Origin of the sequence: Streptomyces sp. NPDC051576 (genome assembly GCF_040681835.1) — a bacterium.
Taxonomy (GTDB): Bacteria; Actinomycetota; Actinomycetes; order Streptomycetales; family Streptomycetaceae; genus Streptomyces.
The window spans coordinates 755,769-780,067 of sequence record NZ_JBFAZO010000001.1; the positions used below are offsets into that span (position 1 = coordinate 755,769).

Below are 24,299 nucleotides of genomic sequence, written 5' to 3' on the forward strand. Positions count from 1 at the left end.
CGAATCGGTCCTCAGACACGCCGATGGGCAGAGCTTGGCCACGTGTTCGACGCGGAGCCGGGACGGCGCGGCTCACGCCGTAGACTGGTGGATCGGCCCCCGGACTCCGGAGTTACTCGCACCCTCCAGTCCGCTCCGGCCTCTCACGCCCTCTCACCACGGGAAGTCGCAACGTGTCGCTCACGATCGGAATCGTCGGTCTGCCGAATGTCGGCAAGTCGACCCTGTTCAACGCCCTGACCAAGAACGACGTGCTGGCGGCCAACTACCCGTTCGCCACGATCGAGCCGAATGTCGGTGTGGTCGGTGTCCCCGACCCGCGCCTGACGAAACTGGCCGAGATCTTTTCCTCCCAGAAGATCCTCCCGGCGACCGTCGACTTCGTCGACATCGCGGGCATCGTGAAGGGCGCCTCCGAGGGCGAGGGCCTGGGCAACAAGTTCCTCGCGAACATCCGTGAGTCCGACGCGATCTGCCAGGTCATCCGCGCCTTCAAGGACGAGAACGTCGTCCATGTCGACGGCAAGGTCTCGCCCAAGGACGACATCGAGACGATCAACACCGAGCTGATCCTCGCCGACCTGCAGACCATCGAGAAGGTCCTGCCGCGTCTCCAGAAGGACTCGCGCATCAAGAAGGACATCGTGCCGAAGGTCGCGGCGGTGGAGGCGGCGAAGGAGATCCTGGAGCGGGGCGACACCCTCTTCTCCCAGGGCATCGTCCAGGGCTCGGGCAAGGAGGAACTCCTCCACGACCTGCACCTGTTGACGACGAAGCCCTTCCTCTACGTCTTCAACGTCGACGAGGACGAACTGGTCGACGAGGACTTCAAGACCGAACAGCGTGCCCTGGTCGCCCCCGCCGAGGCGATCTTCCTCAACGCCAAGCTGGAGCAGGACCTCGCCGAACTGGACGAGGAGGACGCCATGGAGCTCCTGGAGTCGGTCGGCGCCGAGGAACCCGGCCTCGCCACCCTCGCCCGCGTCGGCTTCGACACCCTCGGCCTCCAGACCTACCTCACGGCCGGCCCCAAGGAATCCCGCGCCTGGACCATCAAGAAGGGCGCCACCGCCCCCGAGGCCGCGGGCGTCATCCACACCGACTTCCAGAAGGGCTTCATCAAGGCGGAGGTCATCTCCTTCGCCGACCTGGTGGAGATGGGGTCGGTGGCGGAGGCCCGGGCCAAGGGGAAGGCTCGTATGGAGGGCAAGGACTATGTGATGCAGGACGGGGATGTGGTGGAGTTCAGGTTCAACGTCTAGTGCCTGATTCCTTGATCGGCCGGAAGGGCTGGTCAAGTTAAGAAACACCAGGTCAGGGGTCAGATCTTAGGGTCTGACCCCTTCCTGTCCAAAAGTGCTGGGCTGACCCGACTGACAGGTACCGGTAACGGCAACGGGAACGGGGAGTGCGGACGGGGCGACTGCCCGAACGTCTCGGGAGAACGCGCTGCCCGACGTCGACGACTTCTGGATGTTCGACCGCGCAACGGTCGTCCTCATGAAATACGAGGCGGACGGCACACAGACTCAGCGCGAGCTGTACGAGGGCGACCCGGCCCCGTTCCTCGAATACCAGCGCATCGCGATCGCGGAAGCGGTCCCATTCCTGGAGTACGTGACCGAGTGACGTTCGAGCCCGAGCAACTGGGGCAGTCCTCCCAAGAACTCGCCGCGACGCTGCGCAACCTGCGGAAGCAGGCCGGTCTCTCCGGAGACAGGCTTGCCACGCGCTGCAACATGTCGCAGTCCAAGGTGAGCCGCATCGAGAACGGAAAGGTGCGTACGTCCCTGGTGCACATGGAGCGCATCACGCTCCATGTGCCGCAAGGGCCTGGACAAGAAGCAACTGGAGCTGGCCGGACTCGAAGCAGCCTCGACAGCCTTCCCGTCACCTTCCTGATCACCGAGCAGGTGGCCCTCGACCTGGCGCTCAGGCTGCGGCTTCGCCAGGGTCCTCGTCCCCTGGGTTCAAGAAGAACCACCGGCGGACCAAGGTGTAGCCGGGCGGGAGTTCGTTGCCCGTCAGTTCCCTGTACCTCTGCTTGGCCGCCTCGCTAGCCTGCTGACCGTCGGGGAGCCTTCGAAGGAACGGGTCGCAGTCAGGGTCAAGGGCGGACTGACGAGGCTCGTCCGTGGCTTCATGGCCGGAGTTCGGCTCGAAATCCCCGATGTCCTCGGCGTCGTACCTCTCGCCCTCTCGCCTCCTGCGGAGATGGGCGACCCCCACCAGGCCCACGGCCAGAGTCACGCCGAGGGCGACGTGAATCTTCGGCTTGTGCCTCTCGTACCAGCCCTTCGTCTTCTCGGCGAAGGAGGTAGGCTCACCGCCCTCCGGGGTGGGCTCGCTGGGCGTGGCGGCGTTCTGGTTGTTGACCTCGGGGGTCTCGGCAGAGTCATCCACTCGCACAGACATACCGGATCCATCTTCGGCTGTCAGGCGATTACCGACATTGCCGATCAAGTTCAATGGGCCGTTTCAACCTGACTGAGCGGATGGCCATTGGCTCGGCCTAGCTGTTGGTCGGGGAGGGGCCAGCGGAGTCCGAGGTCCGCAAGCCGGTGAGGCTCACACGTGTCTTTTCCAGGTCGTCCGGGGCAGAGCTCCGGGACCTCAGAGGGTTGTCGGTGGCGTCCGCTAGCCTTCGCGTGTGATTACGGGTGAGCTGAAGAGCAAGATCGACCGGGTATGGGATGCCTTCTGGTCGGGCGGGATCTCGAACCCGCTGGAGGTGATCGAGCAAATCACCTACCTGATGTTCATCCGCCGCCTGGATGACCTCCAGACGGCGAAGGAGAACCGGGCGAACCGTACAGGCCGACCGATCGAGAACCCGATCTACACCACGGAGACGGACCGGCTGCGGTGGTCCCGCTTCACCAATGAGGCGCCGGAGAGCATGCTCGTCCTTGTGCGCGACGGTGCGTTCCCGTGGCTACGCAACCTGGGCGGCGAGGACTCGACGTACTCCCACCACATGAAGGACGCCCGGTTCACTATCACTACAGCGAACCTCTTGGCGAAGGTCGTCGACATGCTTGACGAGCTTCCGATTGGTGACCGGGACGTCAAGGGCGACCTGTATGAGTACATGCTCGGCAAGATTGCAACGGCAGGGCACAACGGGCAGTTCCGCACGCCACGGCACATCATCCGTCTGATGGTGGAGATGACAGGCCCGGGGCCGAAGGACGAGATCTGTGACCCGGCTTGTGGTACAGCGGGCTTCCTCGTCGCTTCGGCGGAGTACGTCAGCAGGACTCATCATGAGGCTCTGCTGGAGCCGGAGCAGCGTCGGCACTTCAACGAGAGCATGTTCCACGGGTTCGACTTCGACAGCACCATGCTGCGGATTGGCTCGATGAACATGCTCCAGCATGAGGTGGAGAACCCGGACATTCGCTACCGTGACTCGCTCGCGGAGAGCGCGGCAGGAGAGGCGGAGCGGTACTCGCTGATCCTCGCCAACCCGCCGTTCTCGGGAAGCCTAGATTATGACGCCACGGCTAAGGATTTGCAGCAGGTCGTTAAGACCAGAAGCACCGAGCTACTGTTCCTCGCATTGTTCCTGCGCCTGCTCAAGCCGGGCGGACGTGCTGCGGTGATCGTTCCGGACGGGGTGCTCTTCGGCTCGACGAAGGCGCATAAGGAACTACGGAAGATCATCGTTGAAGACCACAAGCTTGATGCAGTCGTGAGCCTTCCAGGCGGTGTCTTCAAGCCGTACGCGGGCGTTTCGACGGCGATCCTGTTTTTCACCAAGACCAACAGCGGCGGCACGGACCACGTGTGGTTCTATGAGGTCACTGCTGACGGCTTGAGTCTGGATGACAAGCGCGGTCCTTTGTTGGATGAGGACAGACTTGGGGCTGTGCCGGAAGTGGGCGCGCTGACCACGGCTGAGCACGAGAAGAATAACCTCCCGGATGTGCTGCGCCGCTGGAATCTCCGCAACGGTAGCGAGAAAGGCCGTGCCCGGACCGACCAGAGTTTCTGCGTTCCCAGGGAAGAGATTGCTGCCCAAGGGTACGACCTCAGCATTAACCGCTACAAGGAGACCGTGCAAGAAGAGGTTGAGCACCGCTCGCCAGCTCAGATCATGGACGAGCTCGCCCGGATCGAAACGGAGATCCAACTGGGTATGAGCGAGCTGAAGGGGATGCTGGGATGAGCGGGTGGGAAATGTTCGCCCTTTCCGACATCTGTGAAATTCGAATTGGGCGCACTCCGTCTCGCAGTCAGCGAGAGTATTGGGGGGCGGGACACCCCTGGCTCTCCATTGCCGACATGAAACAAGGGCGTCGGCTGAAGAAAACCAAGGAGCAGATCACTCACCTTGCCGCAGATAAGGTGATGGGGGCACCTGTCCCTGCCGGAACTGTCCTCCTGAGCTTTAAGTTGAGTATCGGAAAAGTGGGAATTTCCGAAATTCCAATTTATACCAATGAGGCGATCGCGGCCCTTCCGATCAAGAACCCTAGGCTGATTGACTCAGCTTTTCTGTACTGGGCTCTTCGGTCCATCGACCTAACCGGTGATGCAGACCGTGCGGCAATGGGGAGGACGCTGAACAAGTCAAAGTTGGCGCGCCTGCAGATTCCTGTTCCTCCCTTGTCTGAGCAGCGACGCATTGTGCAGACCCTCGATCAGGCGGAGGTATTGCGCACCAAACGCCATGACGCTATCGCCCTCTTTGATGACCTAGTCAGGTCAGTATTCATCGAAATGTTTGGCGACTCCGATAGTGCATGGTCGCGCGTGACCGTCGCCGATCTCACAGATGGCCAGAAAGGGGCGATCCGGACCGGCCCTTTTGGGAGCCAACTCCTGCATGAGGAGTTCGTTGGCTCTGGAATCGCCGTTCTTGGCATCGACAATGCCGTCGATAACGAGTTCAAGTGGTATGGGCGCAGGTTTATCACGGAGGAGAAGTATGCGAAGCTCGTGCGGTATACCGTTCACCCGGGCGATGTCCTGATTACTATCATGGGTACGTGTGGGCGCTGCGCAGTGGTTCCCGATGACATCCCCGTAGCGATCAACACCAAGCACCTCTGCTGCATCACGCTCGATAAGTCCCGCTGCCTTCCAGAGTTCTTGCATGGTTACTTCCTGATGCATCCAATCTCCCGTTCCTACCTTGGTCGCAACGCCAAGGGCGCGATCATGGCGGGTTTGAACATGGGCATCATCAAAGAGCTACCTGTGCATCTCCCGCCAATCGAGGTGCAGGCCGATTTTGTGCAGCGGGTTCGAGCTGTACGGAGGCTCAAGGCTGAGCAGGAGCACCATCTAGCCATGCTCGATGCGCTCATGGCCTCGATCCAGCACCGCGCGTTCCGGGGTGAGCTGTGGGTTGATGCTTCAGCAGTCTGACCAGTTTCGCCGGAGACGGCTTTTTCCTTTCGTTCGTTGACCTGGGTTACTAGGGAAGGGCACCACGTGAGCAACTTCGGGTTCCTAAAGGCCGAGTGGCCTGACCTCTGCGGGGAGGCAACGCGTGCAGAGCGCTTGGCGGTAGCCGATCCGCGCGCCGCGGTTTTCTATGCGCGGCGGTCGGTGGAGCTTGGGGTCACCTGGATGTTCGAGGTGGATGAGGCGCTGCAGCGGCCGTACCGGGATGACTTGGCGGCGATGCTCTCGGAACCGACGTTTGTGCGGGTCGTGGGTCCGGCGATCCGCACGAAGATGGACGTCATCCGGCGGCAAGGGAACGCCGCGGTACACCGCAAGACGCCGGTGTCGGTCAACGATGCAATGCGGGTCGTGGGCGAACTGTTCCACGTCATGTACTGGCTGGCTCGCACCTATGTTGTGGACAAGGCGAACCTGCCCGCGCCGGGCCTGGCCTTCGACTCGACGCTCGTGCCGCGCCCGGAGCCGGCCAGCGTGCGACTGGCAAAGCAGGCCGAGCTGAAGAAGATGGCGGAGCAGTTCGCCGCGCAGCAGGAGGAGTTGGCGGCTGAGCGGCGGAAGAGCCAGGACCTCGATGCCGAGTTGCAGACCCTCCGCGCGGAGATCAAGGTCGCGAAGGCTGCCAACGAGGCGCGCGTCGACACGCACGACTACAACGAGTCCGAGACTCGTACGCTGATCATCGACCTGCTCCTGAAGGAGGCCGGCTGGGCGCTGGACCAGCCGAGCGACCGGGAGTTCTCGATCACGGGCCTGCCGGAGTCGGTGTCCAAGACGGGTAGGGGCAAAGTCGACTACGTCCTTTGGGATAACGATGGGAAGCCTCTGGCGGTTGTGGAGGCCAAGCGCACCACGAAGGACGCGAGGGTGGGGCAGCACCAGGCCAAGCTCTACGCGGACGCGCTGGAGAAGCAGTTCGGGCAGCGACCGGTCATCTTCTATACCAACGGTTACCACACCTATATCTGGGATGACCTGAACTACCCCCCGCGCGAGGTTCAGGGTTTCCATACCAAGGAGGAGCTGCGGCTCCTGGTGCAGCGCAGGGCCGGGCGGCAGAGTCTGGCGAAGCTTCCGATCAACGACCAGATCGCTGGCCGCGCCTACCAGGCGCATGCGATTCGTCGGGTGGCCGAAGCGTTCGAGTCCGACGCGGCGCGGCATGCCCTGCTCGTAATGGCCACCGGCTCGGGCAAGACCCGGACCGTGATCGCGCTGTCCGACCTGATGATGCGGGCGAACTGGGTTAAGCGCGTGCTCTTCCTCGCGGACCGCAAGGTGCTGGTCAAGCAAGCCACGAACGCTTTCAAGAACCTGCTGCCGGGCGCGCCGGTCGTGAACCTCAGGGAAGAGAAGAACACCAACGCCCGGGTGTACGTCTCCACGTACCCGACGCTGATGAATCTCATCAACGAGGTGGACGAGTCGGGGATGCGTCGCTTCGGTCCGGGGTACTTCGACCTGATTGTGGTGGACGAGGCTCATCGGTCGATCTACCAGAAGTACGGCGCGATCTTCGACTATTTCGACGCGCTGCTCGTCGGTCTGACCGCGACGCCGAAGGACGAGATCGACCGGAACACCTACCGACGCTTCCAGTTGGAGGACGGTGTTCCGACCGACGTGTACAGCCTGGAGGAGGCTGTGGCGGACGGCTACCTGGTGCCTGCCAGAGCGGTGGAGGTGCCACTGAACTTCTTGCGGCGCGGCATCAAATACGACGAACGATCCGAGGAGGAGAAAGAGCGCTGGGACGAACTTGAGTGGTCGGAGGACGGAAGCGTCCCTGATGAGGTGAGCTCCGAGGAGGTGAACAAGTACCTACTCAATGCTGACACGATCGACAAGGCCCTCGCGATTCTGATGGAGCATGGTGTCCATGTGGCTGGCGGAGACCGCCTCGGTAAGACCATCATTTTCGCGGCGAACAAGAAGCACGCTGAGTACATCGCCGAACGCTTCGACGTCAACTACCCTCACATGCGGGGCGAGTTTGCTCAGGTCATCGTGCATGGCAAGGAGCATGTGGAGAGCCTGATCGACAATTTTTCCGATCCGGTCAAGGCGCCACACATAGCCATCTCGGTCGATATGCTCGACACGGGCGTGGACGTGCCGGAGGTCGTGAACCTGGTCTTCTTTAAGCTTGTGCGCTCCAAGACCAAGTTTTGGCAGATGATGGGTCGCGGCACCCGCCTGTGTTCGAACCTGTTCGGCCCGAACCGGGACAAGGACGGATTCCTCGTCTTCGACCTCTGCCAGAACATCGATTTCTTCAACCAGAACCTAATGAAGGCCGAAGGCAAGCTCGGGTTGTCTCTGGCCCAGCGCATCTTCACCAGCCGTGCGGACCTGCTGTTCGCCCTGGACGCAGCGGACCCTGCACCGCGCGTTGACGGGCAGGAGCAGCCTGACCAAGACGAGCGTGCTGAGGCGCAGCTAACTGCAGCTGATGGCACGCAGAGCACTACTGGGTTGCGGCAGGAGCTGGCCGAACGACTGCACCAGGAAGTCACGGCCATGAACGCGGAAAACTTCCTGGTGCGTCCTAAGCGTGAGTACGTCGATGCCTTCTCCGGCTTGGACGCATGGCTTTCGCTGACGCAGGAGACCCATGCCCAGGTCGTGGATCACCTTGCCGGCCTTCCCACGGCGTTCCGCGACGATGACAACACCGAGGAAGCCAAGCGCTTCGACCTGCTCGCCCTTCGTTTGCAGCTCTCGGTAGCGAACGCGGACCCCGGCTACGACCGACTACGTGCCCAAGTACAGGAGATCTCCTCAGCGCTCCAGGATCAGTACACGATCCCGGCGGTGCGGGCCCAGCAACAGCTGATCGACGAACTGGTCGGTGACGAGTGGTGGCAGGACGTGACTCTGCCGATGCTGGAGACGATGCGACGGCGGCTGCGGAGCCTGGTCAAGCTCATGGACAAGACCCGTCGCAACATCGTCTACACGGACTTCGAGGACGAGCTCGGTGAGCTGACGGTCGCGCAGTTGCAGGGCACGGCCATCGGCGCGGACCTGACCCGGTTCGAGCAGAAGCTCAAGATCTATCTGCGTGCGCACGAAGACCATTTGGCAATCCAGAAGATCCGCCGGAACCGGCAGATCACGGCCTCCGACTTGACCGAGTTGGAACGGATCTTCCTTGACGCCGGCATCGGCACCGAGGCCGACCTCGATCGCACGCGGAACGCCGACGGCGGGCTCGGCGTCTTCCTCCGCTCACTGACCGGCCTGGAGCGCGAGGCCGCCCGGAACGCTTTCGAAGACTTCCGGCGAGGACGGACCTTCTCCAGCGCCCAGCTGCGCTACGTGGATCTTCTTGTCGACTACGTGACCCGCAACGGCATGGCCGATGTTGCCGTGCTGTACGACCCGCCGTTCAGCGCCCTCGCCCCCCGCGGCCCGGAGGACCTGTTTGATGAGGCGGACATTGACAGCATGGCGTCGGTCATCAAGTCCATCCGCGCCACCGCCGTGGCCGCAGAGGGAGCCGCGTGAGCTGGCAAATCGACCTCTCCGAGCTGAACATGCCCACGACCTCGACGTACGGCTACCACTGGCGCAAGGCGCTGACGGGGGCCGGCGTGATGACGCCGGGCGGGAAACCGACGTACACGCCGCACTCGCTGCTTCGCCTCGACGGTCCTCGCGAACGGCGTGCCGATCCATGAGGTGAGCCGCTGGCTCGGGCACCGCAACATGAAGACGACCGTCGACACCTACGGGCACCTAGTGCTGGGGGCGTGGGACCGCTGCCGGGACGTGATGCAGGAGGCGCTGCGGTCTTCGAAGCCCCGCCCGGCGATGGCTCTAAGCGGCGTGACGTGCTGACCGGTCGACACGGTTGGTGGAACCGTCAGAACAACCCCGAGATCGACCTCGTCGGCGCGGACCACGAACCGGTCGCCCGCCAGGTGCACTTCGTCGGGTCGGTCAAGTGGCTGGAGACCCAGCCCTTCGGCCGTCACGACTACGACGCCCTGGTGCGCGACATGCTCGCCGTGCCCGGTGCCACGCCAAACACCCCGCTGGTGGCGGTCTCCCGCTGCGGGGTGGCGGACGATCTGCCGCTCGCCGCGTCCTGGGAGCCGGAGGATCTCGTACGGACGTGGCGGCCCGGGCCGCACTGAGCGGTGCGAGAATGCGGCCCGGGGCAGGGGCAGGGGCAGGGGCAGCACGGGAACGGGGTGGGGAACCATGAGCTTGGCCATGTGTCCGCTGTGCAGCGAGGACGAGGACATCGAAGTGGTCCGCCCGCTCGGTGGCGGACGGAACGTCGTGAAACACCGGTGCGGTTATGAATGGGAGCACGGCGAGGTCGCGTCCCTGCAGAAGCAGCGGTCGGCCCACGCCTTCAGCGACCTCAAGGCCCGGTTTCCGAAACCCGAGGACATCGAGCCCGAGCGGCTGGCACGTGCCGCCCGGCTGAAAGAGCAATACCTCGTCACCAGGCCCGACTTCGAGCCGGAGGTCGCGGCCTACTGGGCGAAGTACCAGCAGGTCTTCTCCCCGGACGGGCTGCGGACCTGCGACCCCAGGGTCCTCAAGGACTTCGCCAACTCCGACGTCGGCGCCCACCCCGGCAACCAGGCCACCTTCAACTCCGCCTGGAACGCCCTGGGTGACGCGGCGGCCGGCGAGTCGACCCGGCAGACGCTCGAATACCTCCTGTACGGACCCGACGACGTACCGCTCGCCGACCGGCTCCAGCATCTGCTGACGGGCGCGAAGCCGTTCGCCATGACCGGATTCAAGGAGGCCCTGCTGACGCGGGCCCTCTGTGTGACACAGCCGGACCGCTTCCTGTCGATCCTCAAGTACACGACGCAGGCGGGCGGTAAGCGCGAGATCGCGCGGTCGGTCTACGGACTCGAACTCCCGGCGCCCGAGTCGGTGAACTGGACCCTCGGCCGGCTCATCCTGTGGAGCAACGACCTCCTGCACACTCTGGTCGGCGACGGCTTCGCCAACCAGCAGCACGCCGCCGCGTTCCTGTGGTGGGCCAAGGACCAGCCCTGAGGGCACCGCCCAACAGGCAGACATCAGAAGGGCGTTGGCGCATGACCTCGATCCTGGAAGCGCTCCGGGACAACCCCTACCCCGGCCGGCTGATCCTGCTGGCCCGCACGATGGACGGCGAACCGACCGCCGGATACGCGCTCACCGGGCGGAGCGCGGCCTCCCGGGCCCGCCGGATCGAATCCACCCCGTCCGGCGAACTGGCCGTCGTACCCGTTGTACCGGTCGGCGCGGAGGGCCACGACGCCCTCCGGCACTACATCGCCGCGACCGCGGACGAGCGATGGACCGTCTACGGCAACGGCGAGCAGGTGGCGGAGGTCGCCGGCCGACTGGCCAAGGGACTCGCACCGGGCATCGCCCTGGAGGGGCTGAGCTACGAGCCGGATCCGCCGATCCACACCCCGCGGATCACCGCCGTCGTGGACCGGGTCGGCCGACAGGCCTGGCTCGGGGCGGCACGCCGGCCCGAGGGCGGCCGCGAGAGCGCGGACACCGTCGTCGTCGCGCTCGGTGAGCTCTCTCCGGGGCAGGCGGTCATGCTCAGCACCTATCGGTCGGACGGGGACTCCGTGTCGACCGCGCCGCGCCACCTCGACCTGAACACCTCGGCCCGGGACGCGGACGCGCTGCTCACGGAACTGTGGGCGGCCCTGGACCCGCGCTTCCGGGTCGCCGCGGTCACGTTCGCGCCGATCATCGGGGTACGGGGGCCCGTCGCCCGTCACGCCCAAGCCCCGGCGGAGTGACCGCGACGAGGGTGGCCGACCGGGAGGCTCACCCTCACGCGCTCACGGCAATGCCTTCAGCGCGCTCTCTGCCGCGGCCAGCACCGTGCGTGCCTGGTGTTCGACCTGATGACGTACGGGTACCCAGCGCACCCGCAGGGCGTCCTCGGCGTCCGTGCACCAGGTGGTGAAGAGTTCGTCGAGTTCGCGGTGGAGCGCCGGGGCGGCGCTGTCGTCCGACGCCTCCAGGAGCCGTAGCAGAAGGCCTGCCGCGCGGATCGGCTGGCGGCGGGCCACGGTGTTCAGGGTGGAGACCTGGGCCGTCGTCAACAGCCGGGGTTCGGCGGCCGCTTGGCGGGCGAGCGGGGCCCAGGAGTCGGCGACCATGGTGTAGAGGCCGTCGGCCATCCACTCCAACACGCGTCTGAGAGGGTCCTCCTGGGGCGGTGGCAGGAAGCCGCGTGCCCTGTCGAGGACGGCGGTCACCCGGCGTCCGCCGTCCAGCACCAGTTCGGAGAAGGCGCGCAGGGCGTGCCCGGCATCCGGGTACGGGGTCAGGTCCTCCGCCAACTCGCTTGCCCACATGGGGACTTCGACGATCGCGGTGATACCGCCGTAGCGAAGCGGCGCGCACCAGGTGGACGCTCCGATGTTCTCCGAGCCGGCCGCCAGGCGTCCGGTGCCGGCCGGTGGAGGCAGGACGTAGATCGCGGGGCTGGGGTTCTCCCAGAACAGGGCGTCGTACGTGCCGTGTTGGAGCGGGATGCCGAGTTCGCTCGCCGATGTGCGGAAGGGGGCGGCCAGTTCGGGGAGGTCGCGGGTCAACTGGACCCAACTGCCGCCCACATCGGTGCTGTGCAGGGAGCACTGGAGGAACGGCCTTGTCTCGTCGATCAGTTGGAACAGTGCGCGGCTCTCCGGGAGCGGGTGCGTGACGATCGGCGCCCACTCCGGTTGCTCCGCCGCGATGGGGCGGAAGGTGGTGCCGTAGTAGCCGCGCAGGGTGTGGCCGACCGCCGTTGGCGTGCCCTCGGCTCCGGCCTCGCTCACGGCGGCGCCGTCCGGGTCGAGGCACAGGACGATGTCCCAGGTGACGAGGGCGGGATCGGTCGCCGCGGAGAGGCGGTCGCCGCGGGCCACCCGCTCCGCGAGCGCGAGCGCGGTCGCGCCGCCGACCGGTTCGTCGGGGTGCGGTCCGGCGACCACCAGGACGTGGCGCGGCCCGTGTCCCACGGACAGCATCAGGATCGGACGGCCCGCGCGGGAGTTCCCGATCCGACGCAGCCGGCCGGCTCCGGGAAACCGGGAGACCAGCCGCCGCGCCGATTCGGTGACCTCCGCGACCGTGGGGTAGCGGTCCGTCGTACGAGCCATCATGTACGCCGTCTACGTCGCGTGCGGCGCGTGCGTCGCGCAGGTTGCATGGGTCACGTACGTCATGTGAGTCGGCGCGGCCGGTCAGGAGCCGCCGTTGCCGCCGCTGTCGCCGGTGGTTTCCTTCTTGTCCAGCGGACGGATCTCGATCTTGTTCGCCATGCCGATTCCTTCCGGTGGGGGCTGTGACGTGCCCGTATTGACGTGCTCTTGCCAGAGTTCGCGCAGGGGGTGACCGTTGTCAACGACTGTTGCTTTCGAAGGGGCCGGTGCTGACGAGATTGGCGCGAAGATGACGGTACGAGCGATGCGACGGCCCCGGATCAAGCCGGAACACCGGGCCTATCGGACGGTGGACGGCCACATCCGGATCGGCAGTGTCGTCTACGGCATCGGTTCCGAGGTCAGGGATCCCGACGGCTGGCTGTGGACGCTGGTCGAGACCATGGACGGCACGCGGAGCCTCGCGGAGATCGTCGCCGAGGTGACCCGTCGGCACCCCCGACTCCGGTTGCCGGCACCGGACATCGTCCAGGCGATGACGGATCTGACCGGAGCCGGATTCGTGGAGGACGCCGGTGCCGAGCCGCCCGCAGAACTGTCCGAGCGGGAACGCGAGCGGTACGGCAGGGGCATGACGCTGCTGCGCTGGATGGATCTCCGGCCCAGGGAGAGCGCCTGGGAACCCCAACTGCGGCTGCGCCGGGCCCGGGTCCTGCTGATCGGTGTCGGCGGAACCGGCGGAGCCGCCGCCCGAGATCTGATCGCCTCCGGCGTGGGACGGCTGCACTGCGTCGACCCGGATGTCGTCGAACTGTCCAACCTCAACCGGCAGACCCTGTTCCGCGAACGCGATGTCGGCACGGCGAAGGTCGACGCGGCGGTGCGGGAATTGCGGGCGTTGAACTCGGGGGCGGTGGTCACGGGGGAGCGGCGGGAGGTGCGGGGGGTGGGGGATCTTGAGGCGTTGTTGGGGCGTGGGGGTGATGGTGGCTCTGGTGGTTCGGGTGGTTTCGGTATGGCGGGGGGCTTCGGGAGGGTCGGGGGTGTCGGGGTTCTCGGGGATGCGGATCGGTCCGGTGTTCCTGTTGTGCCTGCCGGTCCCGGTGAGCCAGGGGACGCGGGCGTTCCGGGCTGTTCCGGCGAAGGATCGGTGCCGGAGGGCTCCGGCGTTCCGGGCGGCCCCGGCGATCTCGGGGGCATGGAGTGCGTCAGCGAAGCGCCCGTGCCCTGCGGCTCCGCTGTCGCCGGTGTTCCCGGCGTTCCGGGAGAGTCCGGGGCTACGGACCACTGCGGCGAGGCACTGACGGTGGGCAGCTCCGGTGTTCCTGGGGAACCGGAGCCCACGAGCACAGACCGTTCCGGCGATGCTCCGACGCCTGGCGGCTTCGGCACCCCCGACGTTCCTCGCGTGCCCGGGGACACTGAAGTCACAGATCGCTCCGGCGGGCCTGTCGTTCTGGACGTGTCTGGAGATCTCGGGGACCCCGGGGACCCTGGGGGCATCGACCGTTCCGCATTTCCGGGCGGCCCCGGCGACCTCGGGGACCCCAAGAGCACGGACCGCTCCGCCGAAGTCCCGGCGTCCGGCGGCTCCGGCACCCCCACAGCCCCCGGTCTCCCCGGCACCCCAGGACCCACGACCACCCCCTCCGACGAGACCCCGGCCTACGACCTGTTGCTGCTGGCCGCCGACCGGCCCGCCGTGATCCGCAGATGGGCCAACCGGGTCTGCCTGGACCGCGGCATGTCCTGGGCGGAAGCCGGTTATCGCGGGCCGTTGGTGAGTGTCGGTGTTTTCGTGCCCGGCCGGGGTGCGTGCTGGGAGTGTCTGCGGATCGCCGAGGCCGAGCGGCGTGAACTCCGGCTCGCGCCCGGCCAGGACGAGGATGTCGCCTCGCCCCGGATGCCGTGGAATCCGGCCAACGCCGTGACGGCGGGCCTGTCCGGCGGTCTGCTGGCCCACGCGGCCATCGCGCTGCTGTGCGGTGTGCCGCCGGTCGACCCGGGGTACCGGTTCGGGCTCAACCTGATGGTGCCCGGCGACGCGATCATGCAGCGTTCGGGGCGACGGGCCGACTGTGCCGCCTGCTCGGCGGCACCTGGGGATCGTCCGTGACCGACGCCCGACACCACCCCCGGATCACGCCGTCCACCCGCATCCTGCTGCATGACCTCGCGACACGGCGTGACCGGGACGAGTGGATCGTGGGCCGTATGGCCACCCGGACCTTCGTCGCCCTACCGGCGGCCGGTGCGCGGGCGGTGGAGCTTCTGGGGGAAGGGCTGAGCGTGGCCCGTACGGCGGAGTTGCTGCGCGACGAGACCGGTGAGGAGTTCGAGATCTCGGACTTCGTGGGGGATCTGGTCGCTCTCGGTTTCGTGGCGCGGATCGGGGACCGCCCCGTCCCGGACGGCGAACCACCGCGCGCGTCACTGCCCTGGCTCCGCCCCCACCAGGTCCGTTCAGCCCTGCACCCGGCGCTGCCCGTGTTCGTCGGCGTGCTGTTGCTCGCCGCCGTCGTAGCCCTGATCCGTCGTCCCGAAGTGCTGCCGGGCTATCGCGACCTCCTGTGGAGTCCGCACGGCAGCCTGGTCCTGATCAGCGCGGCGGCGGCCGGGTGGACGCTGGTGCTGGCCCATGAGCTGGCGCACCTCGTCACCGCCCGTGCGGCAGGCGTGCCGGGGAGGATACGGCTGGGCACCCGGCTCCAGTTCCTGGTCATGCAGACCGACATCAGCGGCATCGAACTCGCGCCCCGCCGCCACCGGTTGACCGCCTACCTGGCCGGCATCGCCCTCAACCTCTCCCTCGCCTCGGCCCTCGTCCTGACCCTCGCCCTGGCCGACACCGGGACCACGACCCACCGGCTGCTGTCCGCCGCCCTGTTGCTGGCCCTGCTGCCGCTGCCCTTCCAACTCATGGTGTTCACACGCACGGACCTGTACTTCGTCCTCCAGGACCTCACCGGCTGCCGGGACTTGTACGGCGACGGTCTCGCCTACGCCCGGTACGTGTTCCGCCGGGGGACGCGCACGGGGACCGGTGACCCGAGCACCCGTCTGCCCCCGCACGAGCGCCGGGCCGTACGCCTCTACAGCCTCGTCCTCGTGGTCGGCACGGTGGCCTGCCTGACGTTCATGGCCGCCGTGACCCTGCCCGTCGAGGTCACCCTGCTGGTCCGCGCGGCGCGGGGACTGGGACCGGGGCACGGCCTCGCGGGCAACGCCGACTCGGCGGCGGTGCTGGTCACCCTGGGCGGGATCAACGTCCTGTGGGCGGTCACCCGGTGGCGCAATCGACGTTCCGCGGTGCAGTCGTAAGATCGGTGAATTCTTCGAAACATTCGATCGAAAACATTCGAACTGCAGATCTTGAATTCTCACCGCACGCTTGGACTCCCCGGCCGTGAATCGTTCCACATGGCCACTGAGCTGCATAAGAGCGGCGATAAATAACGCCGCCGGGTCTGCGAAATATTCGCACCCAAAGCCGAAACTATTGACAGTTGACAGGGACGTACCAACACTGACGCCGCATGGACAACACACCCGCACGCACGACGAACCGCTTCAGACTGTTCATCAGCGGCGCCTGCGCCCTGCTGCTGGCGCTCCTCGCGGCGATGACCCTGCCCGGCACCGCCCAGGCCGACACGGTGGTCACCACGAACCAGACCGGCACCAACAACGGCTACTACTACTCGTTCTGGACCGACACCCAGGGGTCGGTCTCCATGAACCTCGGCTCCGGCGGCAACTACAGCACCTCATGGAGCAACACCGGCAACTTCGTGGCCGGCAAGGGCTGGAGCACCGGCGGTCGCCGTAGCGTGACGTACTCGGGGACGTTCAACCCGTCCGGCAACGGCTATCTGTCGCTGTACGGATGGACGTCGAACCCGCTCGTCGAGTACTACATCGTCGACAACTGGGGCACCTACCGGCCGACCGGGACGTACATGGGCACCGTCACCAGTGACGGCGGTACGTACGACATCTACAAGACCACGCGGTACAACGCCCCTTCGGTGGAGGGCACGAAGACCTTCGACCAGTACTGGAGCGTGCGGCAGACGAAGCGCACCGGCGGCACCATCACCACCGGCAACCACTTCGACGCCTGGGCCCGCGCGGGGATGCCGTTGGGCAGCTTCAGCTACTACATGATCCTCGCCACCGAGGGCTACCAGAGCAGCGGGAACTCCAACATCACGGTGGACGGCGCCAGTTCGGGCGGCGGGTCGAGCGGCTGTACGGCGACGCTGTCGGCCGGCACGCAGTGGAGCGACCGCTACAACCTCAGCGTCGCGGTCACCGGTTCCAGCAACTGGACCGTGACGATGAACGTCCCCTCCCCGGCGAAGGTCCTCTCCACCTGGAACATCGCGGCCTCCTACCCGAGCGCGCAGGTGCTGACCGCGAAACCCAACGGCAGCGGCAACAGCTGGGGCGTCACCATCCAGCCCAACGGCAACTGGACCTGGCCCACGGTCTCCTGCACCGCTAGCTGACGCTCCCTCAACTCCCGATGCTGGAGGAGGACTTCACATGAGAGCCGCACCGTACCTTTCCTTACGTTCCCTGGTCGCCAGGCTGGCCGTCATCGTCCTGGCCGCCGCGGGCATCGTCGCCGTCGGAGTGAACACCCCCGCGCGGGCCGCCACTTGCAGCGGCTACGTCGGGCTCACCTTCGACGACGGCCCTGGCACCAACACACCCACCCTGCTCAACGCGCTGACCCAGAACGGTCTTCGGGCCACGATGTTCAACGAGGGCCAGTACGCGGCCGCGTACCCGGCACAGGTCAAGGCCGAGGTCAACGCCGGTATGTGGGTCGGCAACCACAGCTACACCCACCCCCACCTGACACAGCAGACCCAGGCGACGATCGACTCGGAGATCTCCCGGACCCAGCAGGCCGTCGCGGCCGCGGGCGGCGGCACACCCAAGCTCTTCCGGCCGCCGTACGGCGAGACCAACGCGACGGTGAAGGCCGTGGAGGCCAAGTACGGTCTCACGGAGATCATCTGGGACGTCGACTCGCAGGACTGGAACGGCGCGAGCACCGACGCGATCGTCGCGGCGGCCGGGCGGCTCACCGCGGGCCAGATCATCCTGATGCACGACTGGCCGGCCAACACGGTCGCGGCGATCCCGCGCATCGCCCAGGGGCTGGCCGCACGCAACCTGTGCGCCGGCATGATCTCCCCGCAGACGGGCCGCGCCGTCGCCCCCGACAGCGGTGGGAGCAGCGGTAGTTGTACGGCCGCGCTGTCGGCCGGTACGCAGTGGAGCGACCGCTACAACCTCAGCGTGACGGTCTCCGGTTCCAGCAACTGGACCGTGACGATGAACGTCCCGTCGCCCGCGAAGATCCTCGCGACCTGGAACATCACCGCCACCTATCCGAGCGCGCAGGTGCTGACCGCGAAACCCAACGGCAGCGGCAACAGCTGGGGCGTGACCATCCAGGCGAACGGCAACTGGACCTGGCCCACGGTGTCCTGCGCGGCGAGCTGATCCCGCGACCGGGACCCGGCCGGCGACCACGACACGGTCCACCGTGGTCGCCGGCGGCGTAGGTGCTTGTACCACCGGCCGCACGCTCCTGACCAGCACCTTCGGCATCGCTTTCAGGTTGTGTTCAGGCTCGGACGGGCCTTGGGCAACGTACGCACCGGAAGCGCCAAAACTCTGGCAAAGAGGTCTGGGGCAACCCTCCGGGAGCATGCCATCGTGCCTGCCATGACGACAGATCACCTCACTCACGACCGGCCCTCGCGCCGCATCCGGCACGCGGCGAGCAAGGTGCCGGAGGTGACCGTCTACTTCTGGATCATCAAGGTGCTGACGACCGGGATGGGGGAGACCGCCTCCGACTTCCTCGCCCACGCGTTCGGCCCGATCCCCGCCGTCGGACTGGGTGGCATCGCCCTGGTGGCCGCCCTGGCCGTGCAGTTCGCCGTCCGGCGGTACGTGGCCTGGATCTACTGGACGGCGATCGTCATGGTCAGCGTCTTCGGCACGATGGCCGCGGACGTCCTGCACGTCGGCCTCGGAGTGCCGTACGCCCTCTCCACGCCGTTCTTCATGGCCGTACTGGCCGCCGTCTTCGTGCTCTGGTACCGGAGCGAGGGCACGCTGTCCATCCACAGCATCCACACCCGGCGCCGCGAGACCTTCTACTGGGCCGCCGTGCTCGCCACGTTCGCGCTGGGCACCGCCGCCGGGGACCTCACCGCCACGATCGGCCTCGGCTATCTGGGCTCCGCCGTCCTGTACGGCGTCGCCATCGCCGTTCCGGCCCTCGCGCACCGATGGGGCGGCCTGAACGCGGTGGCCGCGTTCTGGGCGGCGTACGTCATCACCCGCCCGCTCGGTGCCTCCGTCGCCGACTGGATGGCCGTCGGCCGTCAACGGGGCGGTCTCGACCTGGGACTTGGGCCGGTCACGCTGTCCTGGACGGTGGCCATCCTCGGCTTCGTCGGCTATCTCGCCGTCTCCCGCAAGGACGTCCGGCACGACGCCCTGGCGTGAGGGCGAGTTCGAGTGGTCATCCGGCGGGCAGGGTGACCACGAACCGTGCGCCGGGGGTGTGCCCGGGGTCGTACACCACCTCGCCGCCGGCGGAGCGGGCCAGACGGCGGGCCAGCGGCAGCCCGAGGCCCGCACCGCCGTGTCCGTCGTCGGGATCCGCACGCCGGCCGGGCTCGAAGAGCCGCCCGGTGAACTCGGCCGGTACGCCGGGGCCGTCGTCCACGACGGTGACGCGGATGCCGTCGGGTGCGCGGTGCGCGTGGACGCCGACGCCGGAGCGGGCGTAGCGGCAGGCGTTGGTGAGGAGCGGGCTGACGATGCGTTCGAGGAGGGCGGGCGGGACCCCGGCCAGGAGGTGCGGGCCGTCCACCGTGATCATCAAGTGAGCTGATCCGTAAGGGACTTCGGCGAGGCGGCGCAGTACGGGCAGGACCTCGGCGGTGCCCGGAGCGGTGAGCGTGCCGTCGCGGGCGTCGTCCAGGAGGGTGTCGCAGATGGTGCGCATGGACTCGGCGGCGGCCGCGATCACCTGGTGGGTGGCGCGGGTCTGCGCGGCCGTGCGCGGGTGGGCCCGCCACCAGTCGAGCTCGGCGACGATCCGGCTCAGGGGTGTGCGCAGCTCGTGCGAGAGCTCGCCGGTGAGCCGGCGCTCGTAGCGCAGAAGAGTGCGGATGCGGTCCAGCAGGGCATCCAACGACCCGCCGAGGCGCGCGAGTTCGGCCGGCTGCCGGATGCCGCCGAACCGTTCCTCGGAACCGACCGCGCTCCACTGCGTGGCCTGGTCGGTCATCGTGCCGACCGGGCGCAGCGCGCGGCCGACCGCCAGCCCGGTCAGGACGTAGGTGCAGGCCAGCATGACGGCGTCCAGGGCGAGCGACCCGAGGAGCAGGGTGTCGGCCGAACTCCGGTAGGGGGAGAGGTCCAGCGCGGTGACCACGGTGGCCCGGCCGCCGGATCCGGGGACCGGGTGGGAGCACAGCCGGAGCGGGCGACGGACGGTGGCGGTCACGCACCGCTGCCCGCCGCGCCGGGCGAGCGCGTCGGCGATTCGGGTCAACGGCCGTGCGCCGGGCGGCTGTTCCAGCAGCCGCCGGCCGGCGTAGATCCACACGTTGGCGTCGAGCAGGTCGTCGTTAGAACTCTCCAGCACCCGCACCGTCGTACCCCTGGTGTCGACGGTCGTCGCGACGGCGGCGGCGCGGGTGCGCAGTTCGTCGTCGGCCTGGTGCTGGAGGCGGTGGCGGGCCACGGAGTTGAAGGCGACCGTGAGGACCAGCATCAGCAGCGCGGCCGTGAGCAGCGCGACGAGCGAGAGGCGGCCGCGGAGGGTGCGGGGTGCCGTCCGGTCGCGGATACCGCTCACGACAGACGGTGGCCGATGCCGCGGGTCGTGGCGATCGTGTGGGTGCTGCCCGCCTCGCGGAGTTTTCGGCGCAGACGGGTCAGGTACTGGTCGAGGGTGTTGTCGTGGACCCGGGCTCCTTCGGGCCAGCCGGCCCGGACCAGTTCGCGGCGGCTGACGATGCCGCCGGTGGCCGCCATGAGCGCGGCCAGCAGCCGGAACTCGGTCGGCGTCAGATCGACCCGGGCGCCCCGGACGTCGACCGTGTGCCGGACGGCGTCCAGGGTCAGGTCTCCCGCCGCGGCGACCGGCGGTGGCGCGGACCGTTTGAGGGCCGCCCGCAGCCGGGCCGCGAGTTCGGCGAGATGGAACGGCTTGGTCAGGTAGTCGTCGCCCCCGGCCGAGAACCCGGACAGCCGGTCGGGCAGCCGGTGATGCGCGCTGAGGAAGACGACCGGGGAGCGGAATCCGTTCGCCCGCATCGCCTGGCACACGTCCCGCCCGTCGGCGTCGGGCAGCCCGATGTCGAGTACGGCGGCGGAGACGTCGGCGGTGGCCAGGCGCAGGGCGGTGGCGCCGTCCGGCGCGGGCACGGTGTCGTAGTCCTCGTCCCGAAGTCCGCGCATCAGCACGTCCCGCAGTGCGTGATCGTCCTCGACGACCAGGATCGTCCGGCGCATGGTCCTCCCTGTGCTCTCGCGTCCACGGATGACTACAATCCTGTAGACGGTCTACGGCACTGTAGACGACTAGGGGCGGGAGCGCGCCGTAGGGCAGGCGGTCAGGATGTGTTCAGGTGGCCGGTGGCACGGTCGGGCCCCATGACATACGAGACTCGACCGCGCTGGAACAAGGTGCCGGAAGTCACCCTCTATTTCTGGATCATCAAGGTGCTGTGCACGACGGTCGGCGAGACCGCGGCGGACCTGCTGAACGAGAAGGCCGGCCTGGGCCTGACCGGAGTGTCGGTGCTGATGAGCGGGCTGCTCGCGGTGGTGCTGGTGGTCCAGTTCCGCACCCGGGCCTATCGCGCCGGCGTCTACTGGCTCGCCGTGGCGTTGATCAGTGTCGTGGGCACGCTGATCAGCGACAACCTGACCGACAACATGGGTGTGCCGCTGGAGACGACCACCACGGTGTTCGCGATCGCCCTCGCCGTGGTGTTCGTGGTCTGGTACCGGCGTGAGGGGACGCTGTCCATCCACAGCATCGACACCACCGGCCGCGAGGCCTTCTACTGGCTCGCCGTGCTGTTCACCTTCGCACTGGGCACCGCCGCCGGCGACCTGGTCTCCGAACGCATGAACCTCGGCTACTGGCTGTCGGCGGTCCTCTTCGCCCTGGCCATCGGGGCGGTCGCCATCGCCCACTTCGCCCTCGGCCTGGACGCGGTGCGCGGTTTCTGGATCGCGTACGTCCTCACCCGCCCGCTGGGCGCCTCGATCGGCGACTACCTCTCCCAGCCGACCGGCGACGGCGGCCTCGGCTTCGGCACCGTCGTCACCAGCGGACTCTTCCTGGCGGTCATCCTCGGCCTGGTGATGTACCTCGCGGTGACCCGCAAGGACGTCGTCGACCGGGGGCGCCTCGTCCACGAGCCGGTCTGACCGCCCGACGCGGCAACCAGGTCCTACGCCACCGTCAGCTTCCGGGCGGCGGCGCGTAGTCCTGGTCGGCGGCCGGGCCGGAGACTCCCGCCTCTGCCAGTAGTCGTCGTTCGGCGGGTGTGAAGGTCGGGCTGTCGAGTTGGGGCTGTAGTGGGCCGATCGGCCCGGCGTGAGGACGTCGGGGGCGGTGGAGGGCTGTGTTCGGGGAGTGGCTTCATGAAGGCGGCCGTCACAGGCAATTCCGGCTCACTTGCTATCGGGTGGGCCCGGCTATCGGGACCCCGGCCTCTGCCAGTAGTCGTCGTTCCGTGGTCGTGAAGGTCGGGCTGTCGAGTTGGGGCCGTAGGGGGCCGATCAGCGCGGCCGCGAGGACGCCGGGGCGGAGGAGGGCGGTGCCCGGGGACTGGAGGGTCAGGACCTCGGTCATCGCGGTTGCCACGTGGTAGGAGCCGGTCGCTGTGTGGGAGAGACGGCTGACGTAGCGCTGGAGGAGGCGGTCGGCGGTGCCCGCGCTTCGGCCCTGTGTCGTCGCGTAGTGGATGTCCTGGCCTACGGCGAGACTCCAGGCGAGTTCCACGGGGCGGGCGATGGCCCGCTGGGTGGTGCGGGCCAGGCCGCGGGTGAGGCCCTGGGCGGCGAGCCGGTCGCGGAGGGCGAGGGCGCCGAGGGCCGCCACCGACATGCCGTGGCCGTACACGGGGTTGAACGCGGCGACCGAGTCGCCGAGTGCGACCAGGCCTTCGGGCCAGGACTTGACGCGCTCGTAGTAGTAGCGGCGGTTGGTGGTGCTGTGGGTCATCGCTACGTCGGTGAGCGGCTCGGCGCGGGTCAGCAGGCCGGCGATGACCGGGTGGCGGAGCGTGCGGGCGTACGGCTCGAACTCGGCCGCGTCGCGGGAGGGTTGGGCACCCGGGGTGCCCATCAGGCTGACGTGCCAGCGGTCGTCCTCGATCGGCACGATGCCGCCCGTCCGGCCCGGTTCGCCGCGTCGAGGGTCGGCCTGGACGCTGATCACCGGCCAGTTCCGGGTGGGGACGGGGGCGCGGTAGATCCGGCTGGCATACGCGATACCGGAGTCGATGCTGTCCTCGGCGAGCCCGGAGATGCCCAACTCGTCCAGCCACTGCGGAGTGCGCGCCGATTTCCCGGAGGCGTCGACGACCAGGTCCGCGGTCAGTTCCGTCTCGGTGCCGTCGGCCGCGCGCAGCCGTACGCCGGTGACGCGGCGCGCGGTCCCCAGCAGCCCGATCGCCCTGGTCCGCGTACGGACGTTGACCCGAGGATCCTTCAACACCTGCCGGCGGACGACGGAGTCGGTGAGGTCGCGGCTCGCGGCGATCAGGTAGTGGCTGTCCCGCTGCCAGCGGCGGTACCAGCCCTCGGGCGAGTGGATCACCATGTTCGTCGTCATGGGCACCCGGTTGGCGCCCGCCGTCAGCAACTCCCCGATCGCGCCCGGCAGCAGAGCGTCGATCGCGTTCGCCCCACCGCACAACAGCACGTGGAAATGCGCCGCTTGGGGAACACCGGGACGTGCCTCGGGCCCCTCGGGAAGGTCGTGCGCCTCGATGATCTCGACCGACTCGACATGGTCGCGGAGCGCGGCGGCGGCGAGCATGCCGGCGAGACTCCCGCCGACGACGACGGCACGGGTGGACATCCGGTGCGGCGATTCACTCATGAAGGGACGATAACAATCACAATTGGCCTGCCGCACAAGGAAGTTGGCCAGTCGCGTCACGCACCGTCGAGCAGCGAGGCGAGGCCCCGGTCGAGGGCCGGCTCCAGCGCCTCCTGACCGGGTTCGGTCACCGTGTACGTGCGGTGCAGGAACCGGTCCAGGGCGGCGGTGTCGAAGCGGATCATCGCGATGCCCTCCGCCGCGTGGAACTCGACGGCCGTGTGGGAGGCGCCGTAGGGCCGGATGCGCACGTTGCCCAGCCCGGCGGGGGTCTCCAGCCCCTCCTCCAGCAGCGCCCGCGCGAAGGTCCACGCGACCTTCCGGCCGTCGAGCGAGATCCAGGCGGGGAACAGGAGTTGGACGGCGAGGGGGTCGCCGGAGGAGTAGGCCAGGGTGACGGTCACGGCCAACTCCTGGTCGTCCTCGGTGATCAGACGGGCGCCGGCGGGCTGTTCCAGGGTGATGTGGCGCATGGGCGGTCTCCGATTCGGGTGGGACGGCGGCCGTTGTGCCGACGCACCTCCTTGATCACCGGGAGGCCTTCTTGATTACGCCATCGCACAAGGCAATTTCTGTGACGT

20 protein-coding genes and 2 pseudogenes are annotated in these 24,299 nt (G+C 67.6%); 16 read left to right on the forward strand and 6 right to left on the reverse strand.

Annotation, left to right across the window (positions count from 1 at the left end):
* Positions 1–173: 173 nt before the first annotated feature.
* From ychF to AB0M63_RS03670, 3 genes and pseudogenes are all read left to right on the forward strand, one after another.
* Complete coding sequence (ychF, locus tag AB0M63_RS03660; protein ID WP_366018241.1) at positions 174–1,262, forward strand: redox-regulated ATPase YchF; 1,089 nt, start codon at positions 174–176, stop codon at positions 1,260–1,262.
* A gap of 169 nt (positions 1,263–1,431) precedes the next feature.
* Positions 1,432–1,629: pseudogene (locus tag AB0M63_RS03665) on the forward strand (DUF6879 family protein); the annotation flags it as partial.
* Positions 1,626–1,748 (forward strand): annotated as a pseudogene (locus AB0M63_RS03670) (helix-turn-helix transcriptional regulator); the annotation flags it as partial. The pseudogenes AB0M63_RS03665 and AB0M63_RS03670, both read left to right, overlap by 4 nt.
* 184 nt (positions 1,749–1,932) lie before the next feature.
* Here AB0M63_RS03670 and AB0M63_RS03675 read toward each other — a convergent pair.
* Complete coding sequence (locus AB0M63_RS03675; RefSeq protein ID WP_366018544.1) at positions 1,933–2,415, reverse strand: hypothetical protein; 483 nt, start codon at positions 2,413–2,415, stop codon at positions 1,933–1,935.
* A 235-nt stretch (positions 2,416–2,650) separates the two neighbouring features.
* Here AB0M63_RS03675 and AB0M63_RS03680 point away from each other — a divergent pair, with 235 nt between their 5' ends.
* The 7 genes from AB0M63_RS03680 (at position 2,651) to AB0M63_RS03710 (ending at position 11,195) form a co-directional block, all read left to right on the forward strand.
* The gene (locus AB0M63_RS03680) at positions 2,651–4,171 is read left to right on the forward strand and encodes a class I SAM-dependent DNA methyltransferase (protein WP_366018242.1); all 1,521 of its coding nucleotides are present in this window, start codon (positions 2,651–2,653) and stop codon (positions 4,169–4,171) included.
* Complete coding sequence (locus AB0M63_RS03685) at positions 4,168–5,376, forward strand: restriction endonuclease subunit S (RefSeq protein WP_355903644.1); 1,209 nt, start codon at positions 4,168–4,170, stop codon at positions 5,374–5,376. Before AB0M63_RS03680 ends, AB0M63_RS03685 begins: the two co-directional genes overlap by 4 nt.
* A 66-nt stretch (positions 5,377–5,442) precedes the next feature.
* Complete coding sequence (locus AB0M63_RS03690) at positions 5,443–8,925, forward strand: DEAD/DEAH box helicase family protein (protein ID WP_366018243.1); 3,483 nt, start codon at positions 5,443–5,445, stop codon at positions 8,923–8,925.
* Positions 8,922–9,098 (forward strand): hypothetical protein, encoded by a 177-nt coding sequence (locus AB0M63_RS03695; RefSeq protein WP_366018244.1) that lies wholly within the window; start codon positions 8,922–8,924, stop codon positions 9,096–9,098. The genes AB0M63_RS03690 and AB0M63_RS03695 overlap by 4 nt, the downstream gene beginning before the upstream one ends.
* Before the next feature lie 153 nt (positions 9,099–9,251).
* Positions 9,252–9,557 carry a hypothetical protein gene (locus AB0M63_RS03700; protein WP_366018245.1) on the forward strand — a complete coding sequence of 102 codons (306 nt, stop codon included), beginning with the start codon at positions 9,252–9,254 and terminating at the stop codon, positions 9,555–9,557.
* A gap of 67 nt (positions 9,558–9,624) precedes the next feature.
* The gene (locus AB0M63_RS03705) at positions 9,625–10,446 is read left to right on the forward strand and encodes a hypothetical protein (RefSeq protein WP_366018246.1); all 822 of its coding nucleotides are present in this window, start codon (positions 9,625–9,627) and stop codon (positions 10,444–10,446) included.
* A gap of 41 nt (positions 10,447–10,487) precedes the next feature.
* Positions 10,488–11,195, forward strand: coding sequence for an IMP cyclohydrolase (locus tag AB0M63_RS03710; protein ID WP_366018247.1), 708 nt, complete (start codon positions 10,488–10,490; stop codon positions 11,193–11,195).
* A 42-nt stretch (positions 11,196–11,237) separates the two neighbouring features.
* Here AB0M63_RS03710 and AB0M63_RS03715 read toward each other — a convergent pair whose 3' ends face one another.
* On the reverse strand, positions 11,238–12,551 hold the full coding sequence (locus AB0M63_RS03715; protein ID WP_355924405.1) for a M14 family zinc carboxypeptidase: 1,314 nt from the start codon (positions 12,549–12,551) through the stop codon (positions 11,238–11,240).
* 304 nt (positions 12,552–12,855) lie between these two features.
* Between AB0M63_RS03715 and AB0M63_RS03720 the strand changes: the two genes are divergently transcribed.
* The 5 genes from AB0M63_RS03720 (at position 12,856) to AB0M63_RS03740 (ending at position 19,088) form a co-directional block, all read left to right on the forward strand.
* Complete coding sequence (locus AB0M63_RS03720; RefSeq protein ID WP_366018248.1) at positions 12,856–14,667, forward strand: ThiF family adenylyltransferase; 1,812 nt, start codon at positions 12,856–12,858, stop codon at positions 14,665–14,667.
* The gene (locus tag AB0M63_RS03725; RefSeq protein ID WP_366018249.1) at positions 14,664–15,872 is read left to right on the forward strand and encodes a hypothetical protein; all 1,209 of its coding nucleotides are present in this window, start codon (positions 14,664–14,666) and stop codon (positions 15,870–15,872) included. The genes AB0M63_RS03720 and AB0M63_RS03725 overlap by 4 nt, the downstream gene beginning before the upstream one ends.
* Positions 15,873–16,087: 215 nt before the next feature.
* Positions 16,088–17,062, forward strand: coding sequence for a glycoside hydrolase family 11 protein (locus tag AB0M63_RS03730; protein ID WP_366018250.1), 975 nt, complete (start codon positions 16,088–16,090; stop codon positions 17,060–17,062).
* A 37-nt stretch (positions 17,063–17,099) separates the two neighbouring features.
* Positions 17,100–18,071: a polysaccharide deacetylase family protein gene (locus AB0M63_RS03735; RefSeq protein WP_366018251.1), complete on the forward strand. Its 972-nt coding sequence runs from the start codon at positions 17,100–17,102 to the stop codon at positions 18,069–18,071.
* Between the two features lie 225 nt (positions 18,072–18,296).
* Positions 18,297–19,088: a hypothetical protein gene (locus AB0M63_RS03740; RefSeq protein ID WP_366018252.1), complete on the forward strand. Its 792-nt coding sequence runs from the start codon at positions 18,297–18,299 to the stop codon at positions 19,086–19,088.
* A gap of 16 nt (positions 19,089–19,104) precedes the next feature.
* Here AB0M63_RS03740 and AB0M63_RS03745 read toward each other — a convergent pair whose 3' ends face one another.
* Positions 19,105–20,451, reverse strand: coding sequence for a HAMP domain-containing sensor histidine kinase (locus AB0M63_RS03745; protein WP_366018253.1), 1,347 nt, complete (start codon positions 20,449–20,451; stop codon positions 19,105–19,107).
* Positions 20,448–21,110, reverse strand: coding sequence for a response regulator transcription factor (locus AB0M63_RS03750; RefSeq protein WP_355924390.1), 663 nt, complete (start codon positions 21,108–21,110; stop codon positions 20,448–20,450). Before AB0M63_RS03750 ends, AB0M63_RS03745 begins: the two co-directional genes overlap by 4 nt.
* 141 nt (positions 21,111–21,251) lie before the next feature.
* Here AB0M63_RS03750 and AB0M63_RS03755 point away from each other — a divergent pair, with 141 nt between their 5' ends.
* Complete coding sequence (locus AB0M63_RS03755) at positions 21,252–22,037, forward strand: hypothetical protein (protein WP_366018255.1); 786 nt, start codon at positions 21,252–21,254, stop codon at positions 22,035–22,037.
* A 253-nt stretch (positions 22,038–22,290) separates the two neighbouring features.
* Here AB0M63_RS03755 and AB0M63_RS03760 read toward each other — a convergent pair whose 3' ends face one another.
* A complete protein-coding gene (locus AB0M63_RS03760) occupies positions 22,291–23,718 on the reverse strand; it encodes an FAD-dependent oxidoreductase (RefSeq protein ID WP_366018256.1) in 1,428 nt (475 codons plus the stop codon).
* Positions 23,719–23,774: 56 nt separating this feature from the next.
* Positions 23,775–24,191, reverse strand: coding sequence for an SsgA family sporulation/cell division regulator (locus tag AB0M63_RS03765; protein ID WP_355924384.1), 417 nt, complete (start codon positions 24,189–24,191; stop codon positions 23,775–23,777).
* Positions 24,192–24,299: the final 108 nt, after the last annotated feature.